This window comes from Novosphingobium sp. HII-3 (assembly GCF_002916655.1).
In the GTDB taxonomy this organism is placed as follows: Bacteria; Pseudomonadota; Alphaproteobacteria; order Sphingomonadales; family Sphingomonadaceae; genus Novosphingobium; species Novosphingobium panipatense.
The window spans coordinates 1-16961 of the sequence record NZ_PPSM01000036.1 but is presented as its reverse complement, the minus strand read 5'-3'; the positions used below and the strand labels follow the sequence as shown (position 1 = coordinate 16961).

The following is a 16961-nucleotide window of genomic DNA, read 5'->3' as shown; positions in this document are numbered from 1 at the left end:
CCGGGGGGTGACCTCGGAGATGCCTCACCCCGTTATCCTTTTCTTGACCGGTCGGATCTAAGCCTCCGCCGGTGCACCGCACGCAGAGCAGGACGACGAGGGAAGTGGGCAGTAAGGTCAAAGCCGAGCACGACTGCGCGTCCAACGGCACAGGCCGAATGCACTGCGTCGAGTGGCGGGACATGGAAAAGCGCGCGGCCGAGTGGGACAGCCTTGCCGCCAGAGCGGCCGAGGCCAATCCCTTCTTCGAGAGCTGGTATCTTCTTGCCTCGCTGCGCCATTTGCCGCGCACGCGGATGGTGAAAATCCTCTGTTTCGAGCGTGACGGCGAACTGGCGGGATTGCTGCCGGTCGTCCGGTCGGGCCGCTACTATCGCTGGCCTCTGCCTCATATCTCCAGCTGGCTCCATGAGAACTGCTTCTGCGGCGTACCTCTCGTGGCGACGGGAGCCGAGCAGGCTTTCTGGCAGGCTCTGTTGCGCTGGGCCGACCGAAATCCGGGCGGAGCGCTTTTCCTCCACATGCGTGGCATGGTTCTGGGCGGGCCTTTGCATGAGGCCCTTGACGCCGTCGCAACCGAGACGCCCCGGCAGGTGGAGGTGGTCCACGCAGAGACGCGTGCGATGCTGGCGTCCACCCTATCGCCAGAAGCCTATCTGGAAACCTCCCTTTCCGGCAAGAAGCGGAAGGAACTGCGCAGGCAGACCTCAAGGCTCGCAGAGCAAGGCACGCTTCGGGTGGAGCGGCGCACGGATGCGGCGGACGTTGGGGAGTGGTGCACTCATTTCCTTCGGCTCGAGCGGTCGGGCTGGAAGGGGCGATCGGGCTCGGCACTCGCCTCCGCGGAATGCACCTCCGCGCTCTTTCGCGACAGCCTTGGCGCGGCCGCCGCGCGCGGGCGTTTGGAAAGGCTGTCCCTCACACTCGACGGCCGGCCGATCGCAATGCTAGCAACGTTTCTCACTCCGCCAGGCGCTTTCTCGTTCAAGACGGCGTTCGATGAAGACTTCTCCCGCATCTCCCCCGGAGTGCTGCTGCAGCGAGAGAACCTGCAGATTCTCGCACGCCGAGACATAGAATGGAGCGACAGCTGTGCTGCGGCAAATCATCCCATGATCGATCGTCTCTGGCGGGAGCGGCGAAGGATCGGTTACGTGTCCATCGCGATCGGCAGTGCCCTGCGCCGCGCCGCCTTCCGGCGGTTGGTGCGCGCGGAAACGGGACGCAGCCCGGTGAAGGTCGTCTGATGCCACCACTCAGCGCTGAAAACGCCGCCGTCTTTCGGTAGAAGAGCGGAAAACGTTCGCCGCCGGCTACCCGGAAATGCCTCACAAGCTCCGCCACTGGCTTGGTTCGCATCCCCTTCTGGAACTTGAAGCCCTTGCACGGCTTGCGGAAGCCTTGCCCGCAGGTTCGGTCGAGTGCAACGCGAGCGATCAGCCGATCGGGGTTGACGGCAAGCCCGATCCCACGGGTATTCCGATCGGTGCGACGATCCGTCAAATTGACAGCGCAAGATCGTGGGCAGTCCTAAAGAACATCGAACAGGACTCCGCCTATGCCGAGCTTCTCGGGTCGCTTCTGGAGGAGCTTCGTCCCGTCATCGAGGCCCGGACGGGTCGGATGCTAAAGACGCAAGGGTTCGTATTCGTCACCAGTGCCGGCGGCGTCACCCCTTACCACTTCGATCCCGAGCACAATATCCTCATGCAGGTCCGGGGCGCAAAGACAATGACGCAGTTTCCGGCAGGAGCCAGCGTATTCGCCCCTGATGAAGTGCATGAGGCATATCATACCGGTGGGCGGCGGGAGCTCCGGTGGCAGGGTACCTTCCTCAGCAAGGGTCAGGAGTTCGAACTGACGGCTGGTGAAGCTGTCTACGTTCCGGTCATGGCGCCTCACTTCGTGCGGAACGGGCCGGAGCCTTCCATATCCCTCTCCATCACGTGGCGTTCGGAATGGAGTTTCGCAGAGGCGGATGCACGCGCCTTCAACAGAGTGCTTCGCCGGTTCGGAGCCGAACCCCGGCCGCCCGGGCGCTGGCCGGCCACCAATACGAGCAAGGCGTTTGCCTGGCGCGTGCTCCGCAAGCTGAACCTTGCTGATCGTTTGATCCGATAACTCTCAGCGGAACCACCGCGTTCCTTTTGCGATTAAGTCGCATTAGCTATGGCGTGAAAGGACCACCGATGACTCGCGATCTGACAAAGACCCTTAGCTTCCTGGCGCTACACCTCATCGTGGGCTTCACCGTAGCTTACCTCATCACGGGCTCCGTCACCATGGCAGGAGGCATCGCTCTGATTGAACCGATGGTCAATGCCGTCGTGTTCTTCTTCCACGAACGCGCGTGGCGGCAAGACATGCCGCTGATCGACCTTCTCCTTCACCGGCACACGGCGACCACCTGACGATCACCACTGGGGGTCAAGGCCTGCGGGTTCCCTCGTTCCACAATGCGGGGCCACCTTCGCCGCGATATTCCAGCACGGGACAGAAATCCTCCGGCTCGTTGACGAGATCGTCGAACAAGGCTCCGAAGTGAACCATCGCCCGCAGCAGTTCTCCTTCTGTCTCCCCATGCCGAACAGCCTTCTGCGCGATGCGGTGCCCTGTCGCGTAAAGGGTGCGCATCTCACCGCAAGGCGCCGACAGGTCCGGCCCGCGATCGGCTTCGACGACGGAATGGCCTCGCGCGGTGATTATTTCCGCCAGCAGCATATCGGCGCACTTCACGGCCCCCGCAGGATCCCTGTCATAGCGAGCACGGACGTCCCGCCACGCCTGAACGAAGCGATCCCGGCGAAACGCCGTCAGCGGGCGGATATCCTGGTCGGCCGATGGCTTGCGACCACGAACAGGAGTACGCTCCTCCCCGGACGCACCCAAAGCGGCAGCCATCCACCTGTTATCCGGCCCGGCCTGCCGCCTCACAGAATAGCGCGTCCGGAATGCGGCCACGGCGAGCCCCGCAAAAAGAGCAACAATCGCCACTCCAAGCACGATCTCGGTCGAACTAAGTGTTTGCACGGCGAGTCTCCCGGTGTGGCGCTTGCTTCCGAAAGATGAACCCGCGCGGTCCTGTATAGTTTCCCGCCTGCGTGGCCGATCAGCCGATCAGCCGCCGGGATGATAGAAGTCGTAGATCGCTTGCGCCACGGCGGCACTGACGCCGGGGGCACGCTGCAGGTCTTCGAGACTGGCTGCCCGCACCTTTCCGGCCGTGCCGAAATGCAGGAGCAAGGCGCGCTTCCGGGCCGGTCCGACGCCGGGGATCTCATCCAGCGGGCTCGCGGTGATGGCCCGGCTGCGCTTGGCCCGATGTGCGCCGATGGCGAACCGGTGAACTTCGTCCCGCAAGCGCTGGAGGTGAAACAGCACGGGTGAGTTCACCGGCAGCATCTTTTCGCGGCCGTCAGGGAAGTGGAACACCTCTCGTCCTTCACGTCCGTGATGCGGCCCCTTGGCGATGGCAATCAGGTTGAGGTCTTCAATGCCGAGTTCCTCCAGCGCTTCCCTGACGGAGCTCATCTGGCCCTTCCCGCCATCGATCAGCACCAGATCCGGCCATGTGCCGCTCTGCCGCTCCGGATCTTCCTCCTGAGCCCTTCCGAAGCGTCGCGTCATGACCTCGCGCATCATTGCATAGTCGTCGTCGGTCTGGGCGTTCTTGATGTTGAACTTCCGGTACTGGCTGGTGATGAACCCTTCGGGTCCCGCCACCACCATCGCGCCCAGGGCCTTCGTTCCAGAGATATGGCTGTTGTCGTAGATCTCGACCCGCTGCGGCAGTTCCGGGAGTTCGAGGAACTCGGCCATCTCCCGCCACACCTTTGCCTGTGTGCCCCGCTCCGCCAGGCGGCGGTCCAGCGCTTCCGAAGCGTTGCGAGCTGCCTGCGCGATCAGACGCTTGCGGCTTCCGCGCTGCGGGACGGATATGTCCACTTTGCCGCCGGCACCTTCGCGAAGCGCCTCCGAGATCAGTTCGGCCTCCGGCAATTCCCGATCGACCAGAATACAGCGAGCCGGCGGCACTTCCTCGTAGAACTGCGCGAGGAAGCTTTGCATGACTTCCTCTTCGCTCAAGCCTTCCGTATGCGTCGGGAAGAAGGCCCGATGGCCCCAGTTCTGTCCTCCACGGATGAAGAACGCCTGGACGCCGATCTGCCCGCCCTTGCTGGCCATCGCAAAGATGTCGGCGTTGTCCAGACCCTCCGCGTTGATGGCCTGGCTTCCTTGAATGAAGGTCGCCGCGCGAAGGCGGTCGCGCAGCATGGCGGCCCTCTCGAAATCGAGGTTTGCCGCAGCCTCTGCCATCTGCCCTTCCATCTTACGCTGGACTGCGCTGGACTTGCCGCCAAGGAAATCCTTCGCCTCCTGCACGAGTTCCGCATAACCCGCCTCGTCGATACGTCCGACGCACGGGGCGGAGCAGCGCTTGATCTGATAGAGCAGACAGGGCCTGTCCCGCCGCGCGAAGAAGCTGTCGGTGCAGCTTCGGAGCAGAAACAGCTTCTGCAGCGCGTTGATCGTCGTGTTGACGGATCCGGCGCTGGCGAAGGGACCGTAGTAGTGGCCCTTCATCCGTCGGGCTCCGCGATGCTTCATGATGCGCGGAAACGAATGATCGGTGCGCAGGAGAATGAACGGAAACGATTTGTCGTCGCGAAGCAGCACGTTGTAGGCCGGGCGAAAGCGCTTGATCAGCTGCGCTTCGAGCAGCAAGGCCTCCGCTTCGGAATTGGTGGTGACGATGGTCATCGACCGCGTCTGGCTGACCATACGCTGCAGTCGGCTGGGCAAGCGTTCCCACTGCGTGTAATTGGCGACGCGGTTCTTGAGTGCGCGCGCTTTTCCAACGTACAGCACGTCGCCGCGCGCATCCTGCATGCGGTAGACGCCGGGCTTGGGGGGCAGTGTCCGAACGGTGTCGCGGATCACTTCAACGCCGGCCTGAAGGTCAGGCTGGTCTGATCCACGCACGATGGATGTCGCCCGCTCCTCGTTGAAGCGTTCGAGGCGGTTTGGTTGGTCGGGAGTGCCGGCAGGTGTTCGCGCCATGTTCGTGCAGATAGGGCATGGCGCGCCGGATCGGTAGACCCGATCCGGCGCTTTTCCTTAGAACATCTTGCGAAAATCGATGCCCACCACACGGCCCTGTGGTTCGCGGTAAGCCGGCTGGTAGGCGATCGGCACAAGGCCGTTCTGGTCCGTTACCCTCTGGCGCGAATCCAGCAGATTGTCGGCCGTCAGCGAAAGACGCGATCCTTTCAGGAAAGGAACCCGCTCGACGAGATCCTCATTGCGACCGAGGTCGGCGAAGATGCGCAGCGAGACATCGAACGTACTGCCGAACCGGAGGTCCTGACTGCCGGGGGCGCCGGAGCCCAGCACGCTGGCAGGCGCTTCCCACTCCGCCTTGAGGCGCAGGCCGTAGCCGTTCTTGAACAGGCCGCCCTCGGCTTCGATGGCGTGGCGAGGCACGCCGCCCGCCGTTATGGAATCGCCGTCGAGCTGGTCGAGCACGGGTATTCCCGGAGCGATCCGAACCGTGTCGCTGAAGCGCCATGTTTGATAGATGGAGAGGTTCCAGCGACTGCCGCGCCCGCCGGGAGGGCCCATTCCCGGACCACCCGCGCTGCGTCCACCCGGTTCGTCCGAACGTCCGCCTTCAGGCCTGCCGCCCGGTTCCGCACCGGCCGGAGGTGGCGGTCCGCCGAACGCCTCCCGAGGAGCGCCGCTGCCGCTGCTGGAAGCATTACCACCGCCCGGCGCCGCACCGCTGCTGCAGAACCGCTGCCGCAACTCCGAGAGCTTGGCAGGGTCCACCTTCCCGTCTTCGCCAAGCAGACGCTGACGCATCCGCTCCGGCAAGCTGGCGATGTCCGGCGGCCCACTGCCGCCGGAACACAGAGCGGTCCGCAAGCGCTCGAAGCGCTCCGTGTTCATCCGGCCTTCGCCAAGTGCGCCCGCTTCTCCGCCTGCTGCGCGTCCATCGGCCGAGCAGGCGCGCTGCTTGAACTGATCCAGCTTGGCCGGATCGATCCGGCCGTCGTCCCCCGACAACCGTGTACGAAGGCCCTCCGGCAGCGTGGCCGGATCGGGCGCGGCCGCCCCGGGCGCGCAGAGCTGTGCGCGGATTGCAGCAAAACGCGCAGGGTCGAAGCGCGACCGATCCGGCACCGCTCCACCCGGCGTTTGACCATCGGGCGCCCGAGCTCCGGGCATCGGCCCAGCCGGACCCGTGACCGTCTGCGGCGGCGCATCCGCCATCCGTGCCCCCGAGCCACTGCTTCCGGCACGCGAACCCTGAGCTTCACCGGTCGAAGAGCCGCCGAGGCTGCCGGAGATGTTGAACCCCCAGCGCAGGGAGGACGTCTTGACCTCGTCGAAGGTCACGGCTCGCCGGTCAATGGCGATCAGGTTTCCTGCGGCGTCGCGTGTTACACGATCCGGGAAAGCTGCCTCGATAGCCGGGGTGAGCAGGGGAAACGCCTGGGTCACATCGCTCGACCGGTTGCGGAAGTATTCCACGATGAGGTTCGACCGCTCAAGGAACGGAAGCTTCCATTGTGCCGAGATCTTCCAGTCGCGTTGCGTTTCCTTGCGCAGATTTGGATTCCCGCCGGTGATGGTCGTGACCAGCGCGGTGCGCGAATTGGTGAAGTCGTAGACGGGCACATTGTAGGTTTCGATCAGCGGTGCGGCGAGTTGGTTCAACTGGGGCGCCGCCTCATCGACGATGTAGCTGGCCTGGAGCATCAGGGTGTCCGTCGGGGACCAGGTAAGACCCGCACTCCAGTCCTTCAGCGTGCCGAAGTCGGAGAGATGATCAACCCCGCCGCTGAGGTTCAGCGTGATGTCCCCGACCGCTCCGAGGAAGTCTTCACCCTTGCTGGTAAGCGGGAGGGCCAGGTTGACGCCGCCCAGCAGGTCTCCCCGCTTCAGAGTCACTTCGTCCGCCGAGTTGCGGGTGTCGTCGCTCATCGACCGGTCGTAGTCGTACCCGGCCTTGACCGTCAGGTTCGCTTCACCGGCCGGAAGGCGGAACGGCATGCCCGAAAGCGTCACAAGGTTGCTCAAGGTAAGCTGGCGTGAGCGCGCGATGTCGACGTTGCTTCCGGTCACCGGCGGCAACGCTCCGGCTATATCGAGTTCCCCCGCTTCGGCAGCCGCCACCAGGCCGGACGTGTCGCGGCGCCGATCGACGCGGGTGTTGCTGTCGGTGTACGTGGCGTTGGACGTCGCGCTCATCTGCCAGTTGCCGATGAGCGTGCTGTAACCAAGGCCGCCCTCGAACGTGTCCGTCACGGAGCGGTTCGTCAGCGGATCGGGCAACGTGCGCCGCAGGCTCTCGCCGTCATACTCCAGCGTGACAGTATCGAGGCCGGACAGGGAGGTCGTTTCCGAGCGGGTATAGCCACCGGTTACGGTGATCGCACCAGCCAGCCCCTTTTCGCCCAGGCCCTGCGTCATGCTGCCTTCGAGGGTAAACTCGTGATCGCGCGCCGCAAGACTGCGGAAATCGGCCGGATCAGGATCACCCGCCACCTGGGACGTGCGGGATTCATCCTGAATGACGTCCCGCTCCGCTTCGGTGAGCATGCTGGTGTTGTCGATCTTGCCGTTGAAGTTGTAACGGCGCGGACCGGCAACCCGGAACAGCCCGCCCTCCAGCTCGTAGTTGTCGTAGCCGCCACGCGTCGGGAGGTTGTACTCGCCCGAAGTGGTGACAGCCGCGAACTGGTCCTTGAGGATGATGTTGACGACGCGCTGGTTCGCCGAATAGCCGAAACGCAGTGCCACTTCTTCGGGAAGCACTTCCACGCGGCGTATCGCCTCGGGCGGAATGCCGCGCATTTCGCGGAAGCTGGAGATGCGCTGCCCGTTGAGAAGCATCAGCGGCCGTCCGCTACCCCGCCCACGACCGCTGCCGGTCTGCGGCGAAATCGCCTCCAGCAGTTCCTCAATCGAGGCAACGCCATAGGAGGCGATGTCGTCCTCGTCCAACACCTCGATCGGTTGCTGCGGCACGTCAATCTGCCCCGTGATCCGGGGAGAGGTAACGATAATCTCGTTCTCGTAGACCTCCAGGGGTTCATCGGCATCGGTGCTGCCCGTTATGGTAGGCGCACTGGCCGTTTGAGCCGAAGCGATCGTCGGCCAGGCAAGGCACGCGACCAGACTTAAAAGAGGTAGGGAACGCAAGTGCAATCTCCGCCAGGGTGCATCATGTAAGTACGTCAAATCTTCCCCGCGGCCGCGCTTTTGCATTTCGCACCGGGAGATCACAAGTCGCTGACGGGTATCATTTTGTCGCAAGCGCCTTGCGCCATCATGAACCCGCCGGCCATATGTCGGTGGTCGCTTCGATGCCGAAGAACCGTCCTGCGCGGCTCCCGTTCCGCCCTTACTTTGGTGCTGCCGCGCACCGACGGGCGAAAATCGGCTTTCCGGCTGGGGCAAATACGCTGCCAAGGCTTCCATTTTCGCGGAGTCGTGGCTATGTCGCGCCGCGATGACACACCAGAACAACGGATATTGATCGCCAATGGCGAAAGAAGAACTCCTGGAGATGCGCGGCCGTGTGGTCGAACTCCTCCCCAACGCCATGTTCCGCGTAGAGCTTGAGAACGGGCACGAAATCCTCGGCCATACGGCTGGCAAGATGCGCAAGAACCGCATCCGCGTGCTGGTTGGCGACGAGGTGCTGGTCGAACTGACCCCCTACGACCTTACCAAGGGGCGCATCACGTACCGCTTCATGCCCGGACGCGGCGGCCCCGGCCAGTTCGGATCCTGATCTGACCGCCGGAGATACGTCGGTGGATCCCTCTGGTCCCCGGCCCGTACCGCCCCGATTGATCCTTGCTTCGGCAAGTCCGCGCCGTCGGGAACTGCTCGCTCGCCTGGGGTTGAGCGGCTTCACGATAGACGCTGCCGACATTGACGAGACGCCGCATACCCGCGAAATCCCGCGCGAATACGCGCGACGGATGGCGCGGGAAAAGGCCCTTGCCCTTTCGCAGACCGATGCCTTCGTGCTGGCGGGCGACACCGTCGTCGCATGCGGCCGCCGCATTTTGCCCAAGGCGGAGGACGAGCAGACCGCACGCGCCTGCCTCGAACTGTTGTCCGGGCGGCGGCATCGGGTTCTTTCGGCAGTAGCCCTTCGCGCTCCGGACGGCACCCTGCGCGAACGGCTCAGCGAAACGATCGTGCGCTTCAAACCGCTCTCCCATGAAGAGATCGAGGCTTACGTGGCAGGCGGCGAATGGGAAGGAAAGGCTGGCGGCTACGCCATACAAGGCAGCGCGGAGGGACTGATTGCGTCCATATCCGGCAGCCACTCCGGTGTCGTGGGGCTGCCGCTGTTCGAAACCCGCGCACTTCTGCGCGCTGCAGGTTTCGACATTGGCTGAATGGCTGGTGGAAGAAGGGATCGGCGAGGACCGCGCGATCCTGGTAGAAAACGGCCGCGTAATCGCTGCACGGCTAGTCTGGCCTGGACGCCTTCAGGCCGGTGAAGTGGCCGACGCGGTCCTTCTTTCGCGTCGCGCCGGCTTTTCCCGAGGAACCGTCAGGTTCGATAGCGGTGAAGAGGCGCTGGTCGACGGCCTGCCGCCAGCTGCAAGCGAAGGCGCCCGGCAGCGCGTGGTCGTGACCCGTGCCGCCATGGCGGAAACGGGCCGCCTCAAGCTGGCGCAGGCGCGGATCAGCGATGATGCCCCGCGCGCAGCTCCGGCTCTTGCGGCAGCCCTACGCTTCGAGGGCTACCCCGTACGGACAGTCCGTCGTTTCCCGAACGATCCGTGGCCCGACATCCTTGCCGATGCTTTCGACGGTGTCGTTCACTTCGAAGGGGGATCGCTGGTCGTCACGCCCACCCCGGCGATGACCCTCATCGACATAGACGGCGCGCTTTCGCCTCGCGCCCTCGCGCTCGCTGCGGTGCCTGCAATTGCCGAGGCCGTGGGCATATTCGACCTCGCAGGATCCATAGGCATCGATTTTCCGTCGCTGGAACGCAAGGGCGACCGGCGCACCGTCGACGAGGCCCTTGCGACCGCGCTCGACCACTGGCCGCACCAGCGTACGGCGATGAACGGGTTCGGCTTCGTTCAGCTCGTGGCCCGGCTTGAACGCCCTTCCATACCGCACCGGGTCCGTGCGGCGCCTGCGGCCGCCGCCGCCCGCCTGCTCCTCCGACAGGCAGAAGCGGTCACTGAACCGGGAGCTCTTCTCCTGACCACCCACCCCGCCGTACGCACCGCCATGCAGGACGGGTGGCTCGTTGAACTCGGGCGACGTTCGGGCAGGCAAATCCGGTGGCACGAAAACCGCGACCTTGCGCTTCTGTCGGGATTCGCGCAGGCGGTGCCGCTATGACCCGCCCTGAACGCAAATGCCCGATCTGCGGCAATCCCCGCGACGCCGAATACACACCCTTCTGCTCGAAACGTTGCCGCGATCGCGATCTCCTGAACTGGCTGGACAACGGTTATGCCTTGCCCGGTCAGCCCTGCGATCCGGAGGATTTTCCAGAACCGCCGACAAACAATCCACAGGATGATTGAAGTTTATTGATCTTTTAGGGCTTGCCAAGAATCGCGGGGTTCGCCATAGGCCCGCCCACACCGCTCGCCGGTCTCTTCGAAGACCGCCGCCGATCGGATGCCCGAGTAGCTCAGTTGGTAGAGCATGCGACTGAAAATCGCAGTGTCGGTGGTTCGAATCCGCCCTCGGGCACCATTTTCCCTTTGGTGTCAGACCTGACAAGAATTGCCCGCTCGGCGGCGCGAAGCGTCTTTGCACGGTGCGAACCGCGATCTGGTCGCAAATTGTCTCAGGAGCGAAATGGCGCTTGCGGGCGACCTGCTTTGCTGAATAGGACAAGGGCAAATTCCATTAAGGCATGCCACTTGATCAGCTTTTCTTCCCGAGCCCTCCACCGGTCCTCCGGTTGGCGCTGGGCGATCCTGCTCGGCGCAGCGACTTCCTTGACCGCATGTTCAAGCGAATCGTCCGACGATCCGCGTCAGCGCACGGCTGAAGTCGGCTACATCGTTGCGGGCACTTCCAATGTCCCGCTCCCGGTGACGCTCACCGGTCGCACCGTGGCATTCGAGACATCGGAAGTGCGGCCTCAGGTGACAGGTATCATCCGCAGGCGGCTCTTCACCGAAGGCAGCACGGTCAAGGCAGGCCAACCGCTGTTTGAGATCGACCCCAGCCTTTACCGGGCAGCAGTTAATCAGGCGCAGGCGAACCTCGCCAGTGCGCAAGCTTTGGCAGAAGCTGCAACCGTCAAGGCGGAGCGTTACCGTCCGCTGGTCGAAATGGAAGCGATCGCCAAGCAGGACTACACAAACGCTCTCGCCGAAGCCCGAACGGCCAAGGCCGCAATCGCACAGAATGCCGCCACGCTGGAAACGGCACGCATCAACCTGCGCTTTACGACGGTTCCGGCTCCCATCAGCGGCCGCATAGGGCGTTCCCTGGTGACGGTGGGCGCGCTGGCAAGTGCCAGCCAGACGGATCCTCTTGCAGTCATTCAGCGCATGGACCCGATCTTCGTCGACATGCAGCAATCTGCCGCTGACCTGACCAGCTTGCGCCGCCGCCTTGCTGAGGGGGGCGTCACGCCGGGCAGCACTCAGGTCCATCTGCAACTCGAAGGCGGGCATCGCTATCCTCTGCCCGGCACCGTTCAGTTTTCGGAAGTCAATGTCGATCCGGCCACCGGCACGGTCACCCTGCGCGCGCGCTTTCCTAATCCGGACGGCGTTCTGCTCCCGGGCATGTTCGTCACCGCCATGTTCCAGCAGGCATCTGATCCCAACGCCATCCTGGTGCCCCAGACCGCAGTGCAACGCGACTTCGACGGCTCCGCCTTTGTCATGCTCGTGGGGGCCGACAACAAGGCCGTCCGTCGCAAGGTCGTGGCGGAGCGGACCTACAACGAATTCTCCGTCGTCACGTCCGGCCTGAAGAACGGCGACAAGGTCATTGTCCAGGGGTTGAACGGGCTGCGTCAGGGCGCAGCGATCAAGCCGGTTCCCGGGTCGACGCCGCAGAGAGTTGCTCCGCCCCGGAAGGACGGGCGCGATGAAAAAGCCGCAGGCACTTCCGGCAAGGACGCCTGACCGGCATGTCACGCATCTTCATCGACCGGCCGATCTTCGCCTGGGTTCTTGCGATCATCGTCATGCTCGCTGGCCTGGGCGCCCTGAATTTTCTTCCCAACGAACAGTACCCCGACATCGCGCCGACGCAGGTGAACATCCGCGCCACCTATCAAGGCGCGTCGGCCCAGACGATCGAGAACTCGGTGACGCAGATCATCGAGCAGCAACTTACCGGTATCGACGGGCTGCTCTACTTCAGCTCGTCCTCTAGCAACCGCGGATCGGCAACGATCAACGCGGTCTTCGCCAAAGGCACCGATCCGGACATCGCGCAGGTTCAGGTCCAGAACAAGGTGCAGTCCGCCCTGCCGCGCCTGCCTCAGACGGTGCAGGCGCGGGGTGTGACCGTCACCAAGTCCAATCCGGACCAGCTTCTGCTCGTCGCCGTGTACGACGAGACGGACAGCCGTTCCAACCAGGACGTGTCGGACTACCTCGCCTCGAACATCCAGGATCCGCTCTCCCGCGTCGAGGGCGTGGGCGACGTCGATGTCTTCGGCGCGCCGCATGCCATGCGCATCTGGCTGGACCCGGCGAAGCTGGCAGCCGTGGCGCTCATGCCAAGCGACGTCACCGCAGCCATCCAGGCTCAGAACACCGAAATCGCAGCGGGCGAAATCGGCGGTGTGCCGGCGCTTGAGGGCCAGGCCATCAACGCGGTTGTCACCGCCGGCTCGCGGCTGCAGACCGAGGACCAGTTCCGCCAGATCGTCGTCAAGACGAACGCCGACGGCTCTGTCGTGACGGTGGGCGACGTCGGACGCGTCGAGATCGGCGCTGACGATTACTCGACCGTCAGCCGCGTGAACGGCCATCCCGGCGCCGGTATCTCCATCTCCCTCGCGCCCGGAGCGGACGCCTTGCGCACCGCCGAAGCGGTCAAGGCGAAAGTGGAAGCCCTTGCCGGCGGGATGCCCGACGGTCTGGCTTACATCTACAGCAGCGACTCCACCCGGTTCATCAAGATCTCCGTGGACGAGGTGGAGAAGGCTCTGTTCGAAGCCATCATCCTCGTCGTCATCGTCATGTTCGTCTTCCTGCAGAGCTGGCGCGCCACGTTGATTCCGGCCATTGCGGTCCCTGTCGTCCTTCTGGGTACCTTCGCGGTGTTCTATGTGGTCGGCTTCTCGATGAACACGCTGACACTCTTCGGGCTGGTGCTGGCGATCGGGCTTCTGGTGGACGATGCGATCGTCGTGGTCGAGAACGTGGAACGCCTGCTGGAGGAAAACCCCGGCATGACCCCGCGCGAGGCGACGATCCAGTCCATGGAGGAAATTCAGGTCGCGCTGGTCGCCATTGCCCTTGTGCTCTCAGCCGTATTCCTCCCCATGGCGTTCTTCGGCGGCTCCACGGGCGTCATCTACCGCCAGTTCTCGCTGACCATCGTGACGGCCATGGTGCTCTCCGTATTCGTGGCGCTCATTCTGAGCCCCGCGCTTACCGCCACGCTGCTCAAGCCCAAGTCGCACGACGGGCAGCATGAGCCCACGTGGGTGGACAAGCGCCTACCCTGGCTCAGCAGGGGATGGGAGCGGTTCCACGTGTGGTTCAATGGAACCTTCGAGCGAGGCACCAACGCCTATGTGCGCCAGGTCAGCACCGTCGTTGCGCACAAATGGCGCTGGCTTGCCCTCTTCGCGGTGGCCTGCGTGGGCACTTTCCTCCTGTTCCAGCGCCTGCCCACCGGATTTCTTCCGAACGAGGATCAGGGGACGGTGATGGTGCAGTGGCGTCTGCCGGCCGGCACCCCGCGCTCACGTACCGAAGAAGTGCAACGCCAGGTGGAGACTTACTTCCGGACGCATGAAGCCAGGAACGTCTCCGGCATGTTCTCGGTCGCGGGCGGCGGCCGGGGTGCAGCAGGTCAGAACAGCGGCCAGGCCTTCATCAACCTGACAGACTGGGAGGGGCGCACCGACGCCAGGGACAGCGCACAGGCCATCGTGCAACGCGCGAGCGCAGCTTTCCGGGGACTGCGCGATGCTCAGGTCTTCGTACTGGTGCCTGGCTCCGTCAGAGGGCTCGGCAGTTCATCCGGATTCACCCTGGAGCTTCAGAACGCCAGCGGACTCTCGTCCGAGAAGTTCGCGGCGGCACGCGACCAGCTTCTCGCCCTTGCGGAAAACAACGAGCAGCTGGAAGGCGTTCGCCTGAGCAATCTTCCGGACGTCTCTACCCTGAAGATCGACACCGACATCCGTGCGCTGACGGCCTTCGGACTCACCCCGGGTAACGTGAACTCGACGCTGTCGACCGCATGGGGCGGCACCTACGTCAATGACTTCATCGACAAAGGCCGCGTCAAGCGCGTCTATGTTCAGGGCGATGCCCAGTTCCGCTCCCGGCCGGAAGACCTGGCGCAGTGGTTCGTACGGGGGGCCGATGGCCAGATGGCCCCTTTCTCCGCCTTCTCGACGATCAGTTGGTCCACGGCACCAAGCTCGACATCGCGCTTCAACGGCCTTCCCGCCTACGAGTTCTCAGGCGAGGCCGCGCCGGGCGTCAGTTCAGGCACGGCGATGAACGTGATGGAGCAGCTCATCGCCGACATCCCGGGGGTCAGTGTCGCCTGGGCCGGTGCCTCCTACCAGGAACGGCTGTCCTCCGGTCAAGGCCCTGTTCTCTACGCCTTGTCGCTGCTCGTGGTGTTTCTCTGTCTGGCGGCACTCTATGAAAGCTGGTCCATCCCGGTTGCCGTCATCCTTGTCATTCCGCTCGGACTGCTTGGTGCAATCGCCTTCGTGACTCTTCGCGGGCTTGAAAACAACGTGTACCTCCAGATCGGCCTTCTCACGACGATGGGGCTCGCGGCCAAGAACGCGATCCTGATGATCGAGTTTGCCGAGCAGGCGGAGCGCAAAGGCAAGCGGGTTATCGATGCGGCTTTGGAGGCCGCGAAGATCAGGCTCCGCCCGATCCTCATGACAAGCTTCGCCTTCATCTTCGGCGTGCTTCCGCTCGCGCTCGCCAGCGGCGCGGGCGCCAATAGCCGTATCGCCATCGGCACCGCCGTTGTCGGCGGCATGCTCACGGCAACGATCCTGGCGATCTTCTACATCCCGCTGTTCTTCGTGCTCGTGCGCCGCGGCGTCCGTGACGGGGTGGCGGCTTTGCGTGAAAAGCTTAGGGAACGCAGCCAGGATTCCGGAGAACCAGCATGAAGCTTAACCTTCGGCTGACGGCGGCCGTCCTGCCTGCACTGGCGCTGGGTGCCTGTTCGCTAGCCCCGCGGTACGTTCAGCCCGTAGCTCCCGTGGCGCCTTCCTGGCCGGCAGGCAACGCCTATCTAGCGCAAAGCGAAGCTACGCTGCCAGTCGTGTCCTACAGGGACGTCTTTCGCGATCCCAGGCTTCAGGCACTGATCGAACAGGCGCTTGCGAACAATCGAGACCTGCGGGTCGCCGCCGCGAATGTGGCGGCCGCCCGCGCACAGGTCCGGGTGACGCGCGCGAACCAGTTTCCCGCCGTGGGGCTTTCCGCTGCGGCCAGCGAAAGCCAGACAGGAGGCGGGTTCGGTCGAAACGGCACGAACCTTTCGTTGCAGGGCGGCATCTCGTCCTTCGAAGTGGATCTGTTCGGCAAGCTTGCGAATGCCACGGAAGCCGACCGGAACATAGCGCTTGCCACCGAAGCCGCCGCGCGGACCGTCCGCCTCGCGCTTGTCGCCGATCTTGCACAAGCCTGGGCCAACTACGGCGCGGACCAGGACCTGCTGAAGATTGCAGAGGACACGGCCCAAAACGCCTCCGATAGTGTCAGGCTATCCTTTGCCCGATTGAGGGGCGGCGTTGCTGCCCGGACCGAATTGCGGCAGGCGGAGCAGGTGCTCGAGACCGCCAGGGGTGATGTTGCAGCGCAGCGCGCGCTTATTGCACAGGACGTCAACGCCATCCGGCTCCTCACCGGCGCCGAAGTCGACGAAGGCCTGCTTCCGACTGGTGTTGAGGAGGTGAACGCCAGCTTCGCCGAAGTACCTGCGGGAACAAGCACGCAGATCCTGCTGCGGCGCCCCGATGTAGTGCAGGCGGAATATCAGCTTCGCGCCGCCAATGCCGACATCGGCGTTGCCCGCGCACAGCTGTTCCCTTCAATTTCCCTGAGTGCGCTGATCGGCTTTGCAGGTCAGTCGCTCTCCTCCTTGTTTGAAGGCAGTTCGCGAACGACCTCCTTCGGTGGGGACGCGGCCTGGTCGATCTTCAATGCCGGCGAGCGAGTAGCCAATGTCGAGGTTACCCGGGCGCAGCGCGATGCCGCGCTTGCGAGCTACGAAGGAGCAATTCAGACTGCCTTCCAGGAGGTCGCTGACGCGCTCGCCGACCAGGGCACTCTCGCTGAGCGGCTCCGCGCGGCAAGTGCCTTCACGGAAGCCGCGCGGGACAATGCGGCGTTGGCGGAGGCCACCTACCAGCGCGGTATCGTCGGCTCGCTCGAAAACCTCGACGCGCAGCGCAGTCTCTACTTCGCGCGCCGATCCGACATCGCGGTGAGACTGCAACAGGCCCGAAACCGCGTCATCCTTTACCGGGTGCTCGGCGGCGACCAGGCGACGGCCGCCGTGGACGCGCGGCAGTCAACCCAGATGCCCTGATCCCATGATCAGCTGAAAAGCGGAACGATCTGCGGCAGATCCACCGTGGTGCGGATGTCAACGCCGGGATAAAATTGGGCCAGGCACCGGTTTAAAAAGGGGCCAGTTGGTTTGAATAAAAAGCCTCATGGTTGAGGCTGGACGCTCTCGGCAGCGGGGAAGCGGCTGTAGCGGAGCGGAAG

13 protein-coding genes and 1 tRNA gene are annotated in these 16961 nt (G+C 64.0%); 11 read left to right on the top strand and 3 right to left on the bottom strand.

The features are described 5' to 3' along the window. Positions 1-104: 104 nt before the first annotated feature. The 3 genes from C2R25_RS13020 (at position 105) to C2R25_RS13010 (ending at position 2411) form a co-directional block, all read left to right on the top strand. Positions 105-1247, top strand: coding sequence for a GNAT family N-acetyltransferase (locus C2R25_RS13020; protein WP_233203977.1), 1143 nt, complete (start codon positions 105-107; stop codon positions 1245-1247). 76 nt (positions 1248-1323) lie between these two features. Further along, a complete protein-coding gene (locus tag C2R25_RS13015) occupies positions 1324-2121 on the top strand; it encodes a cupin-like domain-containing protein (RefSeq protein WP_103729620.1) in 798 nt (265 codons plus the stop codon). 68 nt (positions 2122-2189) lie between these two features. Further along, the gene (locus C2R25_RS13010) at positions 2190-2411 is read left to right on the top strand and encodes a DUF2061 domain-containing protein (protein ID WP_103729619.1); all 222 of its coding nucleotides are present in this window, start codon (positions 2190-2192) and stop codon (positions 2409-2411) included. Between the two features lie 16 nt (positions 2412-2427). Here C2R25_RS13010 and C2R25_RS13005 read toward each other — a convergent pair whose 3' ends face one another. The 3 genes from C2R25_RS13005 to C2R25_RS12995 form a co-directional block, all read right to left on the bottom strand. Next, on the bottom strand, positions 2428-3030 hold the full coding sequence (locus C2R25_RS13005) for a hypothetical protein (protein WP_146049666.1): 603 nt from the start codon (positions 3028-3030) through the stop codon (positions 2428-2430). Between the two features lie 87 nt (positions 3031-3117). Further along, positions 3118-5061, bottom strand: a complete 1944-nt coding sequence (gene uvrC, locus C2R25_RS13000) for an excinuclease ABC subunit UvrC (RefSeq protein ID WP_103729617.1) — start codon at positions 5059-5061, stop codon at positions 3118-3120. Positions 5062-5118: 57 nt separating this feature from the next. Then, positions 5119-8208, bottom strand: coding sequence for a TonB-dependent siderophore receptor (locus tag C2R25_RS12995; protein WP_103729616.1), 3090 nt, complete (start codon positions 8206-8208; stop codon positions 5119-5121). Between the two features lie 343 nt (positions 8209-8551). Here C2R25_RS12995 and infA point away from each other — a divergent pair, with 343 nt between their 5' ends. The 8 genes from infA (at position 8552) to C2R25_RS12955 (ending at position 16779) form a co-directional block, all read left to right on the top strand. Beyond that, positions 8552-8803, top strand: coding sequence for a translation initiation factor IF-1 (infA, locus tag C2R25_RS12990; protein ID WP_103729615.1), 252 nt, complete (start codon positions 8552-8554; stop codon positions 8801-8803). Between the two features lie 22 nt (positions 8804-8825). Further along, positions 8826-9422, top strand: coding sequence for a nucleoside triphosphate pyrophosphatase (locus C2R25_RS12985; RefSeq protein ID WP_103729614.1), 597 nt, complete (start codon positions 8826-8828; stop codon positions 9420-9422). Next, on the top strand, positions 9415-10389 hold the full coding sequence (locus tag C2R25_RS12980) for a ribonuclease E/G (protein WP_103729613.1): 975 nt from the start codon (positions 9415-9417) through the stop codon (positions 10387-10389). The genes C2R25_RS12985 and C2R25_RS12980 overlap by 8 nt, the downstream gene beginning before the upstream one ends. Next, positions 10386-10577, top strand: coding sequence for a DNA gyrase inhibitor YacG (locus C2R25_RS12975; protein WP_103729612.1), 192 nt, complete (start codon positions 10386-10388; stop codon positions 10575-10577). Before C2R25_RS12980 ends, C2R25_RS12975 begins: the two co-directional genes overlap by 4 nt. Before the next feature lie 99 nt (positions 10578-10676). Beyond that, a tRNA-Phe gene (locus C2R25_RS12970) sits at positions 10677-10752 on the top strand. A 248-nt stretch (positions 10753-11000) separates the two neighbouring features. Further along, positions 11001-12146, top strand: coding sequence for an efflux RND transporter periplasmic adaptor subunit (locus C2R25_RS12965; protein WP_158250670.1), 1146 nt, complete (start codon positions 11001-11003; stop codon positions 12144-12146). Between the two features lie 5 nt (positions 12147-12151). Then, a complete protein-coding gene (locus C2R25_RS12960; RefSeq protein ID WP_103729610.1) occupies positions 12152-15352 on the top strand; it encodes a multidrug efflux RND transporter permease subunit in 3201 nt (1066 codons plus the stop codon). Further along, positions 15349-16779 carry an efflux transporter outer membrane subunit gene (locus tag C2R25_RS12955; protein ID WP_103729609.1) on the top strand — a complete coding sequence of 477 codons (1431 nt, stop codon included), beginning with the start codon at positions 15349-15351 and terminating at the stop codon, positions 16777-16779. Before C2R25_RS12960 ends, C2R25_RS12955 begins: the two co-directional genes overlap by 4 nt. The last annotated feature ends 182 nt before the right edge of the window (positions 16780-16961 follow it).

Coding starts and splice junctions, on each gene's coding strand:
- C2R25_RS13015 (WP_103729620.1), top strand. CDS start 1,324: ATGCCTCACAAGCTCCGCCACTGGCTTGGTTCGCATCCCCTTCTGGAA.
- C2R25_RS13010 (WP_103729619.1), top strand. CDS start 2,190: ATGACTCGCGATCTGACAAAGACCCTTAGCTTCCTGGCGCTACACCTC.
- uvrC (WP_103729617.1), bottom strand. CDS start 5,061: ATGGCGCGAACACCTGCCGGCACTCCCGACCAACCAAACCGCCTCGAA.
- infA (WP_103729615.1), top strand. CDS start 8,552: ATGGCGAAAGAAGAACTCCTGGAGATGCGCGGCCGTGTGGTCGAACTC.
- C2R25_RS12975 (WP_103729612.1), top strand. CDS start 10,386: ATGACCCGCCCTGAACGCAAATGCCCGATCTGCGGCAATCCCCGCGAC.
- C2R25_RS12960 (WP_103729610.1), top strand. CDS start 12,152: ATGTCACGCATCTTCATCGACCGGCCGATCTTCGCCTGGGTTCTTGCG.
- C2R25_RS12955 (WP_103729609.1), top strand. CDS start 15,349: ATGAAGCTTAACCTTCGGCTGACGGCGGCCGTCCTGCCTGCACTGGCG.